The organism is Streptomyces sp. NK15101 (assembly GCF_020400725.1).
In the GTDB taxonomy this organism is placed as follows: Bacteria; Actinomycetota; Actinomycetes; order Streptomycetales; family Streptomycetaceae; genus Streptomyces.
Genome location: NZ_JAINVG010000069.1, coordinates 1 through 18,484, shown reverse-complemented (window position 1 = coordinate 18,484; position 18,484 = coordinate 1). Strand labels below are relative to the sequence as shown.

The 18,484-nt window shown below is 73.3% G+C and carries 17 protein-coding genes and 1 pseudogene; 9 read left to right on the top strand and 9 right to left on the bottom strand.

The annotated features are described in order from the left end of the window. Nucleotides 1–89 precede the first annotated feature (89 nt). Nucleotides 90–1,598, bottom strand: a complete 1,509-nt coding sequence (locus tag K7G60_RS28810) for a right-handed parallel beta-helix repeat-containing protein (protein ID WP_225803887.1) — start codon at nucleotides 1,596–1,598, stop codon at nucleotides 90–92. Nucleotides 1,599–1,793: 195 nt separating this feature from the next. Here K7G60_RS28810 and K7G60_RS28805 point away from each other — a divergent pair, with 195 nt between their 5' ends. Continuing rightward, entirely contained in the window at nucleotides 1,794–2,360 is a 567-nt protein-coding gene (locus K7G60_RS28805) for a hypothetical protein (RefSeq protein WP_225803886.1), read from the top strand. 12 nt (nucleotides 2,361–2,372) lie between these two features. Here the strand turns inward: K7G60_RS28805 and K7G60_RS28800 are convergent, their stop codons facing one another. Together K7G60_RS28800 and K7G60_RS28795 are read right to left on the bottom strand one after the other, a co-directional pair. Beyond that, entirely contained in the window at nucleotides 2,373–2,780 is a 408-nt protein-coding gene (locus K7G60_RS28800; RefSeq protein ID WP_225803885.1) for a hypothetical protein, read from the bottom strand. 192 nt (nucleotides 2,781–2,972) lie between these two features. Then, nucleotides 2,973–4,370 (bottom strand): APC family permease, encoded by a 1,398-nt coding sequence (locus K7G60_RS28795; protein WP_225803884.1) that lies wholly within the window; start codon nucleotides 4,368–4,370, stop codon nucleotides 2,973–2,975. A gap of 432 nt (nucleotides 4,371–4,802) precedes the next feature. Here K7G60_RS28795 and K7G60_RS28790 point away from each other — a divergent pair, with 432 nt between their 5' ends. From K7G60_RS28790 to K7G60_RS28765, 6 genes and pseudogenes are all read left to right on the top strand, one after another. Beyond that, complete coding sequence (locus K7G60_RS28790) at nucleotides 4,803–5,237, top strand: ester cyclase (protein ID WP_225803883.1); 435 nt, start codon at nucleotides 4,803–4,805, stop codon at nucleotides 5,235–5,237. Between the two features lie 136 nt (nucleotides 5,238–5,373). After that, the gene (locus tag K7G60_RS28785) at nucleotides 5,374–6,030 is read left to right on the top strand and encodes a hypothetical protein (RefSeq protein WP_225803882.1); all 657 of its coding nucleotides are present in this window, start codon (nucleotides 5,374–5,376) and stop codon (nucleotides 6,028–6,030) included. A 100-nt stretch (nucleotides 6,031–6,130) separates the two neighbouring features. After that, a pseudogene (locus tag K7G60_RS28780) lies at nucleotides 6,131–8,269 on the top strand (protein kinase); the annotation flags it as partial. Between the two features lie 70 nt (nucleotides 8,270–8,339). Further along, nucleotides 8,340–8,498, top strand: a complete 159-nt coding sequence (locus tag K7G60_RS39500; protein WP_225803899.1) for a PQQ-like beta-propeller repeat protein — start codon at nucleotides 8,340–8,342, stop codon at nucleotides 8,496–8,498. Nucleotides 8,499–8,691: 193 nt separating this feature from the next. After that, on the top strand, nucleotides 8,692–9,174 hold the full coding sequence (locus K7G60_RS28770) for a MarR family winged helix-turn-helix transcriptional regulator (protein ID WP_225803881.1): 483 nt from the start codon (nucleotides 8,692–8,694) through the stop codon (nucleotides 9,172–9,174). Then, a complete protein-coding gene (locus tag K7G60_RS28765; protein WP_225803880.1) occupies nucleotides 9,171–9,617 on the top strand; it encodes a MarR family winged helix-turn-helix transcriptional regulator in 447 nt (148 codons plus the stop codon). Before K7G60_RS28770 ends, K7G60_RS28765 begins: the two co-directional genes overlap by 4 nt. A 140-nt stretch (nucleotides 9,618–9,757) precedes the next feature. On the opposite strand, the gene K7G60_RS28760 is transcribed toward K7G60_RS28765, so the two are convergent. The 4 genes from K7G60_RS28760 to K7G60_RS28745 all read right to left on the bottom strand — a co-directional run bounded on the left by K7G60_RS28760 (nucleotide 9,758) and on the right by K7G60_RS28745 (nucleotide 13,805). Next, the gene (locus K7G60_RS28760; protein ID WP_225803879.1) at nucleotides 9,758–10,987 is read right to left on the bottom strand and encodes a serine hydrolase; all 1,230 of its coding nucleotides are present in this window, start codon (nucleotides 10,985–10,987) and stop codon (nucleotides 9,758–9,760) included. 276 nt (nucleotides 10,988–11,263) lie between these two features. Continuing rightward, nucleotides 11,264–11,983: a hypothetical protein gene (locus K7G60_RS28755; RefSeq protein WP_225803878.1), complete on the bottom strand. Its 720-nt coding sequence runs from the start codon at nucleotides 11,981–11,983 to the stop codon at nucleotides 11,264–11,266. Continuing rightward, nucleotides 11,980–12,687: an HAD family hydrolase gene (locus K7G60_RS28750; RefSeq protein WP_225803877.1), complete on the bottom strand. Its 708-nt coding sequence runs from the start codon at nucleotides 12,685–12,687 to the stop codon at nucleotides 11,980–11,982. Before K7G60_RS28750 ends, K7G60_RS28755 begins: the two co-directional genes overlap by 4 nt. 89 nt (nucleotides 12,688–12,776) lie before the next feature. After that, nucleotides 12,777–13,805 (bottom strand): helix-turn-helix domain-containing protein, encoded by a 1,029-nt coding sequence (locus K7G60_RS28745; RefSeq protein WP_225803876.1) that lies wholly within the window; start codon nucleotides 13,803–13,805, stop codon nucleotides 12,777–12,779. Nucleotides 13,806–13,923: 118 nt separating this feature from the next. Here K7G60_RS28745 and K7G60_RS28740 point away from each other — a divergent pair, with 118 nt between their 5' ends. After that, the gene (locus K7G60_RS28740) at nucleotides 13,924–14,820 is read left to right on the top strand and encodes an alpha/beta hydrolase (RefSeq protein WP_225803875.1); all 897 of its coding nucleotides are present in this window, start codon (nucleotides 13,924–13,926) and stop codon (nucleotides 14,818–14,820) included. Nucleotides 14,821–15,010: 190 nt separating this feature from the next. After that, a complete protein-coding gene (locus K7G60_RS28735; RefSeq protein ID WP_263986436.1) occupies nucleotides 15,011–16,129 on the top strand; it encodes a serine hydrolase domain-containing protein in 1,119 nt (372 codons plus the stop codon). Nucleotides 16,130–16,136: 7 nt separating this feature from the next. Here K7G60_RS28735 and K7G60_RS28730 read toward each other — a convergent pair whose 3' ends face one another. Next, nucleotides 16,137–17,522 (bottom strand): aldehyde dehydrogenase, encoded by a 1,386-nt coding sequence (locus K7G60_RS28730; RefSeq protein ID WP_225803874.1) that lies wholly within the window; start codon nucleotides 17,520–17,522, stop codon nucleotides 16,137–16,139. Between the two features lie 401 nt (nucleotides 17,523–17,923). Next, on the bottom strand, nucleotides 17,924–18,484 hold a 561-nt coding region (locus K7G60_RS28725; RefSeq protein WP_225803873.1), incomplete at its 5' end, for a dihydrodipicolinate synthase family protein.

Below are 18,484 nucleotides of genomic sequence, written 5' to 3'. Positions count from 1 at the left end.
ACAGGCCCAGGGTGACCGTCGGACATCCCGCAACAGGTCGATTACGCCGAAAGCGGCATGTCGCAGACCGTGACGTACCGGACCGCGCCTCAGAGGCCCGGCCCGTTGTACGCGCCGCGGTGCGGCTTCGTGGTCGCGCTCACCGGGTTCGCCCAGTAGTCACGGCCTCCGTTCCCGCTGATCACGGAACCGTTGTTCAGGGCGGGGGACGTGGCGCGCAGCTTGTAGCCGTCGGCGGAGTGGATCGTGTCGCCGCCGGTGCCGGGGTTCACGAACTGCGGGTCGCCGGCGATGCCGTTGGCGGTGGGCCGGGGCACGCCCTGGAAGACGTTCCACAGCCAGGAGATCCCGGCCCCGGTGGGCAGCCGGGAGTCGCTGGTCCCCACCCAGATGTTGTTCTCGACGACGCTCTCGTCGGGAAGCGTGATGCTGAACTTCTTGTCCGTGCAGTAGAGGACGTTGTTGTAGAGGTGCAGCGCGGAACGTCCGGCGCTGACGCTGCTCATGCGGCAGTCGTTCTCGGAGATGTTGTAGCGGACGACCTGCCGGGCGCCGCCGATGGTGCCGCAGCCGTCGCAGTCGAGGAAGAAGCCGCCGATGTTGTCGCGGCTGAAGTTGTACTGGATCGTGCAGGTGCCGGTGTTGCCCCAGTCGCAGTCGAAGGCCTGGCTGTCGGCCACGGACATCCGCGTGATGCCGTACACGGCGTTCTTCTGGATGGTCGGGTCGTGGTCGCCGAGCACCCAGATGCCGGCGAAGTTGCCGCCGGAGAAGGGGTAGACGCCGTTGCCGACGCCGGAGGCGTTGTTGTACTGGATCATGGGCGCGTCGGCGTAGCTGGCGATGATGCCGTCGCCGCCGACGTCCTTGACTACGTTGTTCTCGATCAGTACGCCGGTGCCCTTGACGGCCATGGAGCCGACGCGGATCTTGAGGCCGCCGCCGCCGGTGTTGCTGATCCGGTTGTCGTGGACGTGGACGTCGTGGAGGGTCGAGTTCGTGCCGCTCGCGCCCGTGACGATGCCGGCGGACTGGACGAAGTCCTCGGTGGTGGGGCTGTTCTTGTTCGTCTGGCCGGCCACCCGGTCGATGACGAGGTTGCCGATGTCGAAGCCCCGGTGGGCCGTTCCGTCGGTGGCGGAGATCCGCAGGCCGGTGCGGCGGGCGAGGGTGGAGGCGGGGTTGGTGAGCTTGAGGTTGCTGATCCGCCAGTGGTCCTGGTTGGTGAGGGAGACCGCGTTCGGGGCGCCGCCGCCGTCGATCACGGGCAGGGCGCCGGTTCCGTAACCGGTGAGGTCGATGGGTGCGGCGGCGGTGCCGCTGCCCCGGGGGGCGAGGGCGCCGGTGCACGTGGTGCCGGCGGCGAAGGCGAGCGTGTCGCCGGGACCGTACGTCCTCGCGTTGGCCTGTCCGATGCTGTTGAACGGCGCCGCCTGGCTGCCGTCCCCGGCGGTCGTCCGTGAGCAGTCCACGTAGGTGACGCTCCCCGCGGCCGCGGCGGGCGCGCCGGAGAGGACGGCGGTTCCGCCGAAGGCGAGGACGGCGGCGACGAGCCCGCGGACCGTCGACTGCCGGGCGGGCAAGGCTCTGGTGGTCATGGCGCAACAACCTTTCTGGCGGTCGGGTGCGGCCAGAAGCTAGGTGCGAGCGGTGATCGAGTCAATGCGTTCCCGTCGATTGATCGAATTTCGATCAGAGGGTGGGCGATTGGTCGATCACGGCACTTGCGCTCGGCCGTCCCGGCAGGCGAGAGTGCCGTCGACCGGGTGACGCGCGCGAGGGAGGGCGTACGGATGTGCGTGAGGGACACGGCGGCCGAAGAGGCCGCCATCGCCCGCTTCCTCCACGACCATCCGCGAGCGGGGCTCGCCGGAGCCGGCCACCCCGCGCTCCTGGGCCGCTCCGACGCCGTCTGGCCGCAGACCCCCGGCGGGCCTTCGGGGATCCCCGCCCTCCTCCCCTGCCTGCTCGACGAGGCCGCGGGTCCCGAGGCGCTCCGTCTTCTCTGCAACGCCCTGATGGACGACGTCCTCCACCTGAGCGCGGCCATGCCGACGGCCCTGCCCTTCCTGCTCCGCCTCGCGGCCGACCCCCGCCTCGCGCTCGCGGTGCGGTCCGGTCTGGTCGACCTGGTGACCGTCGCCGCGTACCTGTCCGAGCCCGTCGAGGCGGATGCCGGGCGGTCGGTGCTGCTGCTCGGGACCGACGACGAGCACCCCGAACGTGAACGGTGCAGGGCCGTGTTCCGCGCACACGCCCCGGCGGTGGCCGCCCTGCTGGACGACGGGACGCTCCCGGACGGCCTGCTCGGCGCGGACGACCGCGAGTGCCTCCGGGCTGCGGCCGGGGCGCGGCGCTGAGGCGACGCCCGGTCAGGAGCCGGTGACCGCCGGCACGAGCCGGAGCCGGCAGGCTTCCAGGGCGCTGTCGACATGAGCGCCCAGGCCCGGTTCGGGAGCCAGTACGGAAAGGCGGTGCATGGTCAGCATCGCGTCCCAGGCCGCCGCCCTGGCCAGGGCCGAAGCACCCCGGGGGGCGTCTTCGAGGTGGGTCCAGAGGTGGGCGCCGAAGCCAAGATGAATCGTTCCTGCGCGGGATTCCTCCTCGTCGAGGGCGCGACGCGCCGCCGTCAGGAAGGCCATGGCGTCCTCGGGACCGAGCGCCGAGACGACGCCCCGGAGAAGGGAGGCGGTCAGGGACGTGACCTCGGCCCAGCCGGCCGCGTCACCGAAGCGCTCGTACAGGCGTGCGTTCAACAGGTGTTCCATGTCGGTGGTCATGCATGCACAGATACGTTTCCGCTGCCCACGGCGCCCGGCACGACACGCGGGACGTACCGCCCGCCCCCCGTACGGAGTGACCGTCCCCGCTGCCGGGCGGCACGCACGACACGAACGGCCCATGCAGCGAAACGCCCGGGGGCCGGGGCGCGGAACGCGCCCCGGCCCCCGGGTGGCACGGTGTCGGCAGGATCAGGCCTGCTCGTCCTCCGGGATGCTGACCAGCCAGCGGGTGTCCCTGCGCGGCCGCAGGTACAGCGCCCAGTAGAGGGTGGCCGCCGCCGTGATGCCGCCGGTCCACAGCAGGTACTCGACGTCCTGCATGTACAGGACGTACGCGAGGACGGCGATCAGGACCACCGGGACGGCCGGCCACAGCGGCATGCGCCACGCCGCGACCTCGCGGTGCGCACCCCGGCGGCTGAACAGGGCCGCCACGGCCACCAGCAGGTACATGCCGGTGACGGAGACTCCGGTGACGCCGTAGAGGGTGTCGAGGTTGACGAAGCACAGGGCCGCGCCCGGCACGCCCACGACCAGGGTGGCCACCCAGGGGGAGCCGAAGCGCCCCAGGCGGGACAGGGCGTTGTTGACGGGCTCCGGCCAGGCCTTGTCGCGGGCGGAGGCGAACAGCACGCGGGAGTTCTGGATGACCATGACGATGCCGGCGTTGATGATGGCCAGCGCGACGCAGAGGCTGATGAAGGTGCCGACGGCGGAGTTGGACCAGGCCTCGATCATGCCGCTGATGTCGCCGCCGGTGAGGGTCTCCAGGTCGCCGGCGCCGAGGGTGATGGCGACGACGGGCACCAGGATGACGGCGGTCGAGATGGCGAGGGTGGCGAGCACGGTGCGGGCCACGGTGCGGCGCGGGTTCTCCAGCTCCTCGGAGAGGTAGACGGCCGTCGAGAAGCCCTGGGTGATGAAGAGGGCGATGGCGAGGCCGGAGACCACCATGGCACCGGTGACGAGCGAGTGCGAGCCGCCCTCGGCCGCGACTTGGCCGTGGACCAGGGCGTCGACGCCCCGCTCGGAGTGGGCGAAGCCGAGGACCGCGACGATGGCCGCCGCGACCACCTCGAGGACGAGGAAGATGCCGGTGATCCAGGCGTTGGCGCGCAGGTCGAGGAGGCCCGCGAGGGTCGCGAGGAGCATGACGCCGGCGCCGGCGATCGGGGCGGGGACGTGCACCAGGGGCGCGAGGTAGTCGGCGGTCCCCATCGCGATCACCGGTGGCACGATCATCACCACCAGCAGGGACAGGACGAACACCAGCCAGCCCGCCAGGCGGCCCGAGAGGGTGGAGACGATGGCGTACTCGCCGCCCGCGCTGGGGATCAGGGTGCCGAGCTCGGAGTAACAGAACGCCACGCCGATACAGAGCAGCGAGCCGATGGCGATGGTCAGGGCGGCGTACGTGCCGACCCCGTCGAAGAGGTCGGGTACGACCACGAAGAGGGTGGAGGCGGGCGTCACGCACGACAGCGTGAGCAATGTGCCGCCCACGACACCGATGGAACGCTTGAGCTTCTGCGGCACGGGGCCGGTCTGGGGGGCCAACGCGTGCGGTGCGCTGAGGGTGTCGGTCATCAGGCGGTTCCGATCGATGCGAGCGGTGGTTCTGAGCGGGAGCGGTATCGCCTCCGAGGCGGCTGGTGATCAGGTGGTTCCGGGGCTCCCGGGCTGAATGGAAGCGTGAGCGGAACCGCAGGTCAATGGCCCGCCCGCTGCGGAATCCGTTGTTCCGGCACGCTCGGACGGGGCTTCGGAGCGCCAAGAACGCGTCAAGGCGGCCGAAAAGCTCCGTGCGGGAACCGCAGCCCGTCCCGGAGGACTTTTCCCGCGCTTTACCGCCGATCCACATACCGGAATGCCGGCGCGTCCGCCGGAGGCCGCGCGCCCGCCGGAGCCCGCGCGTCCGGCCCCGTACCGCTCCGCCCCGCCCCGCACCGTGTCACGTTCCCGGCCGCCGCGTCGTCGTACTGCCGGGACGTCCCGTTTCACAGCAGAAGGAGAATCCTCATGCCGACAGCCGAGGCGGCACGCAACATCGCCACGCTCCACCGCTTCCACTCCGCCACGAACAGCGGCGACCCGGACCTCGTCGCACGGGCCATCGACGAGTTCACCGCGCCGGACGTGATCTTCCACGCGCCGGTGCCGATGGGCGGGACCGGCGCGGAGGCCATGAAGCGGGTGTGGGAGGCGCTCCTGCGCGCGTTCCCCGACATCCGCGTCACCGTCGAGGAGACGGTCGCGGAAGGCGACAAGCTCGTCTCCCGCAACACGGTGACCGGGACCCACCTGGGCGAGTACCGGGGCCTGCGGCCCACCGGGAAGCGCGTCACGTACGACGAGATCTTCGTCCTCCGTTTCGTGGACGGCCGGATCGCCGAGATCCGGGGCGTCGTGGACGTCCTCGCACAGCTCCGACAGCTCGGCGCCCTCCCGTCCTGACGAAGTCCGCGGGAGGAGGGACCGCAACCACGTGACCGTGCTCAGGAGTGCCTCAAGTCCCTTGCCCGGCGCGCTTCCCGGGGACAGGGGCGAGATCGCCGTCGACCAATGGCACGAGGTCTCGGGGGGACGCGGCATGAACATCACGAAGATCGGCCTCTCCGCGTGCGCCGTCGCCGCGCTGCTCGCCGGCACGACCGCCTGTACGGACGAGGGCGCCGGGACGGCCGAGCGGGCCGCGCACCAGAGCGGCGCCGCGTGCACGGGCGGCGCGTACACCTGGTTCGACATCGACGCGCGGGACGTGCTGACCGGCGTCGCCGAGAAGCAGAAGCTCGGGAAGGGCGGCGGTGCGCTGACGCACGAACTGTCGCCGCTCCACGCCCCGGTCACCGCCGTCATTTTCGAGAAGGGCCCCCGGGTCGACCCGGGGGCCGCGCTCGGCTCGCTGGGGACGCGCATCGGGGAGACGGACGCCGCCGAAGGCGTCGTCCACGAGTTCACCGACGTCCACAGGCCCGCGCCGAAGCTCGATTCCGCCACCACTCGCGTCGAAGGGGCCGGAACCTTCGTGGAGTACGCCTGGGTACGAGAGGTCACCGCCGACTTCCGGTACATCTGCGGCGACGGGAAGCGAGCGACGGGCCGCGCGGTCGGCTGGACCGTCGACGGGTCGGGCACCCTGGAATGCTCCACTCCGATCCCGGACGCGAAGACGGGAGAGCCGGCCCCGGAGGCGGCCCGTCTGTCCTGCGGCCCCAACTCCCCTGCCGCCAGGGCAAAGAGGGCCTGACGGACATACGCGGAGCACCGCGCCCGCGTCGTTCGCGAACCGGGACGCGGGCACCCCCCGCGCCGGTAGCCTGTGGGGCCGTCGAGGAAGAGGGGCCACGATGGAGCGCCTCCACGCGGGTGATCCGCGGGAGGCCGGGCCGTACGCGCTCGTCGCGCGGCTGGGAACGGGCGGGATGGGGACGGTCTACCCGGGCCGGCCGTCCGGGGGACGGACCGTGGCCGTGAAGACGGTGCGGCCGGAGCTCGCGGCCGACGGCGCCTTCCGGGACCGGTTCCGCCGCGAGGTCGCGGCGGCACGGCGGGTGTCGGGGGCCTTCACCGCCCCGGTCGTGGACGCCGACCCGGACGCCCCGGCACCGTGGATGGCCACGGCGTTCGTCGTGGGAGTCCCGCTGCACCGGGCGGTCGGCACGCACGGCCCGCTCCCCGAGGACGCGCCGCGGATGCTCACGGCCGGCCTCGCCGAGGCCCTGGCGGGGATCCACGCGGCGGAGGCGATCCACCGGGACCTGAAGCCGGCCAATGTGCTGCTCGCTCTGGACGGGCCGCACGTCATCGACTTCGGCATCGCGCGCGCCACCGACGGCACGGCGCTCACGGCCACCGGGATGATCCTCGGCACGCCCGCGTACATGTCGCCCGAGCAGGCCTACGGGCAGCCGCTCACCCCGGCGAGCGACGTGTTCTCGCTCGGCGGGACCCTGGTCTTCGCCGCGCGTGGCACGGGGCCCTTCGACGGCGACGGACCGCACCAGGAGGTGCTGCGGCGCGTGGCGCACGAGGAGCCCGACCTGTCGGCGGTCCCCGAGGGACTGCGGCTGCCGGTCGCCGCCTGCCTGGCGAAGGCCCCGGGCGACCGCCCCGCCCCGCGCCAGGTCGTCGACTTCGTCCGGACGGCAGGGGCTTCCCGGACCTCGGAGGTGTGGCTGCCGCAGGCGCTGATCGCCGAGATCGAGCGGGCGGCGGCGGTCATGGCGCCCTCGGTACCGGCGCCGGCCCCGCCGTCGGCCGCGCGGACCGCACCGACCGTGCCCCTGCCCCCGCCGCCGCCCGCACCACCCTCCGCCCCTCCCTGCTCCTCCCAGTACGCGCCCCCCTATGAGCCCCCGGCCGCAGGGGGCGGGCCGGCGGACCCCGCCCGGCGCCGGTTCCTTCGGCTCGGTCTCGCGGGCGGGGCCGTGGCGCTCGCGGGCGGCGGCACCGGGCTCGGTCTGTGGCTGGGGCGGGACGAGCCGTCGAAGCCGAAGTCCGACGCGAAGGCTCCCGCCCCCGCCCGTACCGACCCGGCGCGGCCTCTGGGCGACGGGTTCGCGGCGAAGCCGCTGTGGACGGCGCCCGTTTCGGAGCCCCTGGTCCAGATCGTGGGCGAGGGCGGAACGGTCGTCGGGTTCAGCGCCAAGCACGTCTGGGCCTTCGACCCGGCGGGCCGCCGGCGCTGGGGCCCGGTGGCCCATCTGCCGGACAGCGCGGCCGGGGCCATCGAGGGAAACATCGCGGCCGTCAGCGGCGGCATGGCGTACGCCGTGGTCCGCAGGGGCGCCGGGGAGCTCGAGAAGGCGCTGCGGGCCATCCGCCTCGACACCGGCGCCGAGGCCTGGACCCTCCCCGCGCCGTACGGGTCCCCCACGGGGATGGGGGTGGTGGGCGTGCCGGACGGCAAGGTGTACGTCACGGGCACGGCCGGCGCCGGCAGGATCGACCCGAAGAAGGGTTTCCAGATCGTCGCCGGCCCGATGACCTGGGCCGTGGACGTGGCGAAGCGGACGGGATGGCACAGCATCCTCACGGACCCGGAGGTCAAGTACCCCCAGGGCCGGCTCTTCGTGCCGTCCTCGGGCACCCGTCTGTTCTGGGCGAGCAAGAACACCGACGGCAGCGCGCAGAAGATCGCGGCGATCGACGTCCGCACCCGGAAGCTCGTGTGGGAACAGCCCTCTCCGGGCGCCGCGACCGATCCCGTGGAGCGGCTGTCCGACGGCCGCTACGACCACTGGAGCGACGGCCGGCACTCCTCGGCCGGAGGGCTGTTCCTCCACGTCACCGACCGCCTCCGGACCGTCGATCCGGCGAACGGTCACGTCGTCTGGACCTCCCCCGAGGTCGCCCTGAGGGCCGTGGTCGCGAGCACTGACGGCCGGACCGTCTTCGCCGCCGCCCGCTCCCTCACGGTCCCGTCGGTCCTCGTCTACGCCTTCGACGCCCGGACCGGCTCCGTGCGCTGGGCGGGCTCGATCGCCGACATGAAGGGCGGGCTGCCCGTGCTCCACAGCGCGGACGACACCGTCTACCTCGCCGCGGGGGGGCCGGATGTGGGCGTTGGACGCGGCGGACGGCAGGGCCCGCTGGCAGTACCGCTTCAGCACGGCCCTCCAGACCGGCCCGCCGCGCGCCTTCCGGGCGGACGGCGGCCAGGTGTACGTGATGGGGATGGACGGCCTGGTGGCCCTGAGCGCGAAGGGGCGGTGACCGGCTCCCCACCACCGGAAGCCGACGCGGGCGAGCCGGTTCCCGCTCATCGGACCGGGCCTCGCGGGACCGGGCTCATCGGACCGGGCCTCGCGGGACCGGGCTCATCGGACCGGGCCCGCGGGACCGGGCTCGCCGGGCGCGAGCCGGAAAATAGTAGCCATGTACATAGTAGCCATGTACCGTATCTCTCGTGAGTTCAGCAACTGAGAGCGCCACCGCGGGTTTCCTGGTCTGGCGCCTGTCGATGAAGTGGCGCGTGGCCGTCGACCGGGCGGTCGCCCCCCTGGGCCTGACCCACGCCCAGTACGCGCTGCTGGGGTCCTTGTACGGCATGGCGCGCTCCGGTCGGCAGCCGAGCCAGCGACAGCTCGCCGACCACACCGGGCTCGAACCGCTGTACGTCTCCAAGCTCGCCCGAGCGCTGGAGACGGCCGGGCTCGTCGGCCGCACCCGGGACCCGAACGACCCGCGCGCCATGCGGCTGTCGCTCACCGAGCAGGGGCACGACGTCACGCGCCGCGCCGTCAAGGTGGTCCAGGGCCTCCTGGACCAGATGCTGGAGCCGCTGGGGGGCCGGAACAGCCCGCGCGCACGGGAGTTCACCCGCGAGCTGGCGATCCTGCTCGAAGCGCCTCTTGATCCGCACACCGAGAACGACGAGGAGCAGTCATGACCACCACCGCACCCACGACGAACGGCCGCGTCATCGCCCTGGCGCACTACGCCGCACGCGCCCTCCTGGAAGGCGTACTGACCCGCCACGGCGCGACGTTCGAGCAGAGCGTGACGCTCCGGGTCGTCACGGTCGCGGGCGGCTCCATCGACCGGGACGAGCTGGTCACCGACGTCATCGGCTCGCTGAAGGCCGACGAGTCGGCCGTGCGCGGCGTGATCGACGGCCTGACGGCCGCGAAGCTGCTGGAGCGGGACCCGGCCCAGGCCTCCCGGCTGCGCCTCACGGACGCCGGACGGGAACTGTACGAGGCCACCACCGCCGAGACCGCCGAGATCTCCGCCCGGCTGTACGCCGGCATCCCGGCCGAGGACCTCGCGGTCGCGGGCCGCGTGCTGACCCTCGTCACGGAGCGCGCGAACGCCGAGCTGGCGGGCGCCTGAGGTTCGTCGGACCCGGTCCGGCGGGAGCGCAGCCACGACCCCGAGTGCACACCGTGGGGGTCGTGTCTCCCCTCGCGAGGAGGCCCACGGGCGCGCGATGGGCGACATCGGTGGTGTCTCCCGCACCCGGCCGGCAACGGCTACTGCGCCGAGCGGCTCCGAGCGCCGGGAGCCCATCCGAGCGGGGAGCCGGAGAAGGCGGCGCCGGCGATGGCGAATACGTAGTCGTTGTACTCGCCCGGCGTCCCGGTGCCGTTGGGGTTGAGGGAGTAGACGAGGCGGCGTTCGAGGTCGCGGGTGGCGAAGACGCCGTTCTCCCAGCCGGGGCGGGAACCCGTCTTGCCCCAGACGGTGACGCCGTTCTCGAGGGTGAGCCGCATCAGCCCTCCGGCGCCGAAGCAGGCCGCTCCGGCCTTGAGGCAGCTCTTGTTCCCGGGCGCGTTGGGCACGTCGGGGACCGAGAAGGCCAGGGCCTGCTGGGCCGGCGGGAGCAGGCGGCCGCGGAAGAGGGCCGTCATGAAGCGGTCCAGGTCGGCGGCGGTGGAGATCATCCCGCCCTCCGCCCAGGGGTAGGGATTCTGCTCGGTGACGTCGTCGCCGCCCACGTACACCCGGGTGTGCGGGCTGGGGAGGGTCATGTCGTCGGCGGCGGGCAGGCTGGTGTCCCGCAGCCGGAGGGGCCGGAGGATCCGCCGGTCGAGCTCCTGTCCGAAGGTGTTGCCGGTGACCTTCTCCACGAGGAGGCCGATGATCGCCGTGTTGACGCCGTTGTACTGCTGGACCGTGCCGGGCTCGGGGCGCCGTTCGTTCCACTCGTGGTCCCGCGCGGCGAGCGCGAAGGCGTCCCGGACTCCGTCCGAGGGCGTCACGCCCTTCAGCCACCAGCCCTGCCCGTCGCGGGGGCTCGGAGTGGGGGCCGGCTTGGGGAGCCCGCTGGTGTGGTCGAGCAGCTGTCGCACCGTGACCGTGCCGTAGTCGGCCGGAATCAGATCGGGGAGGTGGGGCCGCACCGGCTCGTCGATGCCGATGCGGTGCTCGGCGACCAGCTGCAGGGCCACCGTGTGGGTGAAGACCTTCGTCACGCTGCCGACGCGGAAGTGGTCGTCGGCGGTGACCGGTCCGGCGGTGCCGGTCCACAGGGGGCCGCGGCCCGGTCCGTCGACTCTGACCAGCGCGCCCGCCTCGTAACTCGGCAGAGGCGTGATCAGTTTCCGCAGGGGCTCGGGGTCGAAGGTCGACACGGTGCGTGCCGTGGGCGGCTGCGCCGGGGCGAGGGCCGTCGCCGCGGGGACGCCGGCTCCGATCGCGAGGACCGAGGCGGCGAGGCCTGCCACGGCGAGGCGGCGGAGGGTGGTCGGACGGACTCGCACGGACTGCTCCGTTCTGCTGATGCTGTGGGACTCGACGCGTCTGCTGATGCTGTGGGGCTCGACGCGTCCCCCCTGACACCGACGACTCTCCCGTCCCCGCAGCTCGGTGGCCATCAGTGATCACCCCGGTCCGACCCCGATTCCCCCCGAGCCGGCCCCTGATGCCCGCCCCTGACATGAACTCGGGCCTCCAGAGGTGCCCCTGACGGTGGTTCAGTCGATGGGGCTTCCCGGCAGGGACCCGGTGGGTGCGGCCCCCGCCCGCGCGCCGTACGGCTACCGCCCTCGCATCAGCTTCACGTCATCGCCCCACGCGTCGAGCACCGCGCCGAGTCCGCGGGGCCGCACCTCCGCCTCGACCCGGGCGAAGAGCCGGCGCTGGGCGGAGACGTCACCCGACGCCGAGATGCGCTCCAGGGCGTCGAGCAGCGCGCCGGTGTCCCAGCCGGGCAGAGGGTACCGGCCGAGCTCCCACTCCAGGTACTTGTTGTAGGGACGGGGACGGCGGTCGAGCGCGAAGAGGAGTTCGAGCAGGTGGCCGATGCTGTCGGTGGCGTCGAGTCGGGCCGCGAGACCGTGGCCGTCCCTGTCGTTCTTGAGGGAGCGGTAGAGGGAGTTGGCGTAGGCGTCGAGCCACCGGGCGGCCGCGCGGGAGGCTTCGTCGGCGGTCAGGCGTGCCTTGGCCGCCAGGATCCGCGCGATGTCCCCGTCGAGCCGGTCGAGCACCACCCGCGCGCGGGCGAGGGCGTAGCGCTCGAAGCCCGGCATACCCGCGGACCGGAACCGGTCGAGGGTGAGGAGGACGAGGTCGAGGTCGCGGGTGCGGTGCCCCTCGAACCTCGTCAGCTCCGTCGGTACGCCTTCCGCCAGGACGACGTACAGGTCGTGGTCGGAGTGCTCGGTGGTCATGCCCTCGTGTGCCCGGGAACCCTTGAGGACGAGACCGACGACGGCCGGGTCGGCGGAGGCGGCCTCGACGAACTCCTCGTAGGTCATCGGGCGCTCGCGCCGGCGACGGCGAGTCCGCAGGCCCCGAGCACCAGGTGCAGCCGTTCCTCGGCCGTCCCGGTCAGGGGCGGCAGGAGGAGGGTCGCGAGTCCGGCTTCGACGGCTCCGCCGTCCGGGCCGGAGCGGTCTCCGACCATCAGGGTCTCGTCGGGGCGCACCCCGAGCCGGTCCAGGGCCACGCCGAAGAAGGCCGGGTCGGGCTTGCACAGACCGTGCTCGAAGGACAGGGCGTAGCAGTCGACGTGGGCGTCCAGTCCTGCCTTCACGAACGCGGGCCGGATGTCGAAGTGGATGTCGCTGACGACGGCCACCTTCAGGCCTGCGGCCTTCAGCGCCGCCAGCGTGGGGGCGACGTCCGTCGCGAACGGGTTGCCGAAGGGGTCGGAGAGGGTCGCGTACAGCGCGTCGGCGAGGACCGGGTCGATCCCCGCGGCCCGCACCCATCGGGTGTAGCCGGCGCGGTGTGCGTCGGCCGACGCGTCGGACCATCCCCGTGCCACGTCCGGCAGCCGGTTCGCCTCGCTCAGGGCCGCGCTGAGCCTCAGCACCTCCGCCTCCGAGGCCTCGCGGCCGAGCCGGAGCAGGGTGCGCTCGATCCAGTGCGCCCCCTTCGGTCCGCCGGAGACCGGGCCCCACTTGGGGACGACGAGCGTTCCGACCCAGTCGAACAGCACGGCTCTGAAATCGGGCATCTCTCCCCCGGGCGCGGTCGGTTGATGATCGCAGGAAGCCTCGCAGTCCCGCCGGGGGGCGTCAATGGACTCGATCGCGCCGTGCTCGCTCAGCCGTCGAGCAGTCGCCGTGTCGTGAGCGCGAGCCGGGCGCGGGTCAGGCCGGTGGGGGCGGTGAGGTCCAGGGCGAGGGTCTTGCCGATGTGGTCGAGGCGGCGGGCGATGCTGCTGTGGTGGAGGTGGAGGAGGTCGGCCGCGCGGCGTACGGAGGCGGTGGCGCAGTAGGTCTCCAGGGTCTCCAGGTCCTCCGGGGACAGGCGGTCGATCGCGGTCACGTCGGGGTTGTCCCGTACGGCGTCCTCGGGGATGTCCGCCAGGAGGGCCAGGGCGCCCAGGTCTGCGTACCCGACGACGGGTTCGCGCGGGGTGGTGAAGCGGAGGGCCGTGCGGGCCCGGCGCCAGGAGCGGTCGGGGCTCTCGGTGCCGCCGATGCCCGCCCGTACCCCTGCGGGGAAGCCCGTGCGGTCCAGGCCGGCGGCGAGGATGACGCCCACGTCGGCGAGCGGGGCCGCCTTCACGGGACGGGCCGGGCAGACCAGGGCGCCGACGCGGTCGAGCGGGAGGCTCGTGCGGACGGCGACGACGTGGACGGGGAGGCCGGGGGCGAAGCCCAGGAGGCGCAGCGCCCGGGCGCGGGCGGCGTCGTCGCTGTCGGAGCTGACGGCCAGTTCGACGAGGGCGGGGTCGGCCATGGTGGTGCGGGCCGGCCCGTAGCGTTCGGCCGCGGCCGCGGCGGCGAGGGCGAAGCGGTCGAGGAGCACCTCGTCGAGCGGGTTGGGCGGGCCGGGGCGCTCCAGCCAGACCGTGCCGATCTCCTCCTCGTCGAGGACGATCGGCGCCTCGGTGGACGCGGGCGCCGGCGGGGTGGACTCCCGGGTGCCGTGGGGCGAGACGCGGGTGGAGCGGCCGGTGCCGTGGAGTCGTATCCCGGCGACGCACTCGGCCAGGCCCGCCGAGGCGCGGGCGAGGGCGGGGAGGTCGACCCGGCGGCGCATCAGGGTGTCGTAGAACGCGACGATGCGCATCGCGCCGTCGACGTACGGATCGAGTCCCGACAGCCGTACGGCCAGTGCCTCCATGGCAGAAGGATGGCAGAAGGACCGGAGGGAGGGCGCGCGCCGTTCGGTGCGCGATCGGGGCGGGAAGCGCGACGGATGGCGGGTGATCCCCCGGGGGCCGGCCCGGAGGATGGTCGTCATGGATCCCGAACTCGAAGCGTTCGTACCGTTCTTCCCGCAGACCGACCTGTCCGACCCGGTCGCCGCCCGCGCGTACTTCGCCGGTCTGGCGGCCGCCGTGCCGGCGCCGGACACCTCGGAGATGGAGGTCGAGGACCGGGTCGTGCCGGCCGACCCGGACGTGGTGGTGCGGATCTACCGGCCGCGCGGGGCGCAGGGGGCCGTGGTCTGGCTGCACGGCGGCGGGTTCGTCATGGGGGACGTGGACACCGAGCATCCGTGGGCCACCCGCATCGCGGAGAGCTCCGGCGCGGTGGTGGTCTCGGTCGGCTACCGGCTGGCTCCCGAGCACCCGTTCCCCGCCGCCCTGGACGATGCCTACGCCGTCCTGAACTGGACGGCCGAGCACGCGGCCGAACTCGGCGTCGACCCGGCGCGGATCGCGGTCGGAGGCCACAGCGCCGGCGGCGGGCTCGCGGCCGCGGTGGCACTGCGGGCGCGTGACGAGCAGGGGCCGCCGATCCGCTTCCAGCTGCTCAACCAGGCGGGGCTCGACGACCGCCTGGAGACCTGGTCGGCCCGGAACTTCACGGACACGCCCTGGTTCCACCGGGGCAAGGCGATCGCCGCGTGGGGCCACTACCTGGGCTCCCGGCCCGCCACGCCGTACGCCGCTCCCTCGCGGGCCACCGATCTGTCCGGCCTTCCGCCGGCCTACGTGGCCTCCGCCGAGTTCTGTCCGAACCGCGACGAGGACATCGACTACGCCGTCCGTCTGCTCCGGGCGGGTGTGTCCGTCGAACTCCACCAGTGGCCCGGCACGTTCCACGGGTCCCAGGCGATCCTCTCCGCCGAGGTCTCGCAGCGGCAGAACGCCGAACTCGGCGCCGTCCTGCGCCGCGCCCTCGCCGGCTGACCCCCCGGCTCCCCCTTTCCCGAACGAACCTGAGAGGACCGATGTCGTGAAGATCCGAACGGTGTTGAGCGGAAGCGTGGCCGCGCTGGCCGTCTGCGCGGGCGTGGTCGCGGCGGCTCCCGCGCCCGGGGGCGGGCGGTCCGTCCCCGCCGGGAGCGCGAGTGCGTCCACGGGCTTCGATCCCGTGGAACTGCAGTCCGCCCTGGACGGCGTCCACCGGGCGGGCGTGCCGGGCGTGTTCGCCGAGGTGCGGGACCGTGACCGGGCCTGGCGCGGCGCGTCCGGGGTCGCCGACGTCACGACCGGCCGCCCGGTCGGGGCCGGCATGCGACACCGCGTCGGCAGCGTCACGAAGACCTTCACCGCCGCGGCCGTGATGCAGCAGGTCGAGCGGGGCCGGATCCGGCTCGACGCGCCGATCGCGGACTACCTGCCGCAGCTCGTGCCGGGCGAGCGGGGCAGGAAGATCACCGTGCGGATGCTGCTCGACAACACGAGCGGCATCGCCGACTACCTCACGTACGCCTTCCCTTCGCTGCGCGGGTTCCCCTCCCGGCTCGACGTCTCGACCCGGAGCCTGGACGACAACCGGTTCCGCACGTTCCGTCCGGCCGAGCTGATCAAGATGGGCCTCTCGGCGCCTCCCGTCGGCGAGCCCGGTGGGCCCACGGGCGTGTACTCCAACACCAACTGGCTCATCCTCGGCGAACTCCTGGAGCACGTGACCGGTGTGCCGGCCGAGGAGTACATCACCCGGAACGTCATCGAGCGTGCGGGGCTCCGGCACACCGCGTTCCCGACGGGAACGCGGGTCAAGGGACCGCACTCGCGGCTGTACGAGTCGTTCTACGGTCTGATCGACCCGCCGCGCGACTACAGCGTCTACGACATGTCCTGGGTGGGGCCGGCCGCCGCCCTGGTGTCGACCATGGAGGACCTCAACCGTTTCTACGCCCTGCTGCTCGACGGCCGGATCGTCAGCCGGGCGTCGCTGGCCGAGATGCAGCGCACGGTCCCGACCCGCGCCCTGGACGGGTCGTTGATCCAGTACGGGCTCGGGCTGCACAAGGTCGAGTCCCCCTGCGGCACCTTCTGGGGCCACGACGGCACCGTCTGGGGAGCCGGGACGATGTCCCTGACGCGCGCCGACGGCAAGCGGCAGATGTCCGTGGCGGTCAACCTCATCAGGTGGAACAAGCCGGACGCCTCGGGGAAGCCGCAGCCCCACCCCATCGACGGCGCCATGAGGACGCTGTACGCGCGGGCGATGTGCGGTGGGGCCTCCACGGCCTCGGAGATCGTTCCGTAGGACGGGGTCAGGCCGCCGGGCCCGCCGGGGCCAGGGTGTACGTCCGGCCCGACGTGTAGAAGTCGAGGGCGGCCTTGCCCTGCTCGCGCGGCCCGTGGCTGGAGGCCTTCGAGCCGCCGAAGGGCAGGTGGAAGTCGACGCCGGTGGAGGGGGCGTTGACCCGGATCATCCCGGTGTCGAGCAGGTCGAGGCCGTTCAGGGCGGTGTTCAGGTCGGCCGTGTGGACCGAGGTCACCAGACCGTACGGGACGGAGTTGGTGATCCGGATCGCGTGGGCGACGTCGTCGGCGGGGACCAGGGAGGCGATCGGGCCGAAGACCTCCTCGCGCAGCAGCCGGTGCCCGGGGGACACCTTCTCGACCAGGGTCGGGGCCGCGTACCAGCCGTGCCCGTCGGGGGCGGTGCCGCCGGCGAGGGTGGCGAGCCCCCGGCAGGCGTCGAGGACCCGGTCGCGGGCGCCCTCGTGGATGAGCGGCCCGCACACGGTGGCCGGGTCGGCGGGGTCACCCACCCGGACGGCCCTCAGCGCTTCGGAGAGTGCTTCCCGCAGCGGGGCGAGGGCGGCGCCGACCGCGACGACGCGGCTGGTGGCCGTGCACTTCTGGCCCGCGTACCCCGCGATGGAGGCCGCGATGTGGCCCGCGGCCTGCTCGATGTCCGCGTCGGGCAGCACGATGGCCGCGTTCAGGCCGCCCATCTCGGCCTGCGCCGGGATGCCCCGGGAGGCCGCGGCCCTGGCCACGGCCTGGCCCACGGGGGTGGAGCCGGTGAAGGAGACGACGTCGGCGACCGAGACGAGCGCTTCGCCTTCGGTCGCGCCGCCGGGAAGGACGGTGAACACCCCTTCGGGTACGGCCTGTCGCACGATCTCGCCGAGGCGCCGGGCACAGGCGGTGGCCTCGGGCGCGGGCTTGAGGACGACCGTGTTCCCCGTCGCGAGCGCCGGGGCCGCCTTCCAGGTCGGGATGGCGAAGGGGAAGTTCCAGGGCGTGATGAGCGCTGCCACGCCGTGCGGCCGGCGCCTGGTCAGAAGCAGGCCGGCGCCTGCCGGGGTCTCGTGGACGGAGCCGGTCGGCTCGAAGGGGGCCTGGGCGTAGTAGCGCCAGATCGCGGCCGCACGGGCCACCTCGGCCCTGGCCTCGGAGAGCGGCTTGCCCACCTCGCGCACGGCGAGCTCGGCCAGCTCGTCGGCCGCGGCCTCGACGCCGGCGGCGACCGCGCCCAGGGCGGCCGAGCGTGCGGCGGCTCCGGCCAGCAGCCAGCCGGGCTGCGCGGCTCGGGCCCGTTCGACGGTGTCGACGGCCGCGAAGGCGCCCGGCGCGGGGATCCGCAGGAGCACGTCGGTCGGGTCGGCCGGGTTGCGCGAGATGAGGAGGGGAAGTGCGTCGGTCACGGGAGGAGGCCTCCGGGGAAGGGGTCGCCTGGGAAGGGAGCGTCTGGGAAGGGAGCGTCTGGGGAAAGGGTCGTCCGGGAAGGGGCCACCCGGGGACGGGACCGCCCGGCTCGAAGATCACCCGGATCAGGGGCCGCCCGGCTCGAAGATCGCCCTGATCAGGAGCCGCCCTGATCAGGGATCGTCCAGATCAGGGATCGCCCGGATCGAAGGTTGCCCGGATCAGGGATCGTCCCGATCGGGGACTGCCCGGGTCAGGGGCCACGCGGATCACGGATCGCCCCGATCGGAGACCGCCCGGATCGCGGATCGGCCGGGTCGGGGGAAGCCCCCCGCGGTGTCGGTGGCGCGCGACCGCCGGCGACAGCCGCCGGCGGTGGGGCGTCAGGACGGCGTGCGGCTCAGCGGTGGCCGTCCGCGACGGCCTTCTCCGTGGCGGTCCGCACCGCGGCCTCGGTCGCTCCGGTGAGCGGGTGGCGCGGCGGGCGGGTGGGGCCGCCGGTGCGGCCGGCGATGTCCATGGAGAGCTTGATGGACTGGACGAACTCCGTCTTGGAGTCCCAGCGCAGCAAGGAGTGCAGGGACTTGTAGAGCGGCAGGGCGGTGGTCAGGTCGCCCGCGACGGCGGCGCGGTACAGCGCGGTGCAGCTCGTGGGGAAGGCGTTCGGGTAGCCGGCGATCCAGCCGACGGCGCCGGCCACGGCCAGCTCCAGGAGGACGTCGTCGGCCCCGATCAACAGGTCGAGCTCGGGGGCGAGTTCGGCGATCTCGTACGCCCGGCGGACGTCGCCGCTGAACTCCTTCACCGCGACGATGCTGCCGTCGCCGTGCAGCCGTGCGAGCAGGTCGGGGGTGAGGTCGACCTTGGTGTCGAAGGGGTTGTTGTACGCGACGACCGGGATCCCGACGCCTGCCACCTCGGTGTAGTGGGCGCGCACGGCCGTCGCGTCGGCACGGTAGGT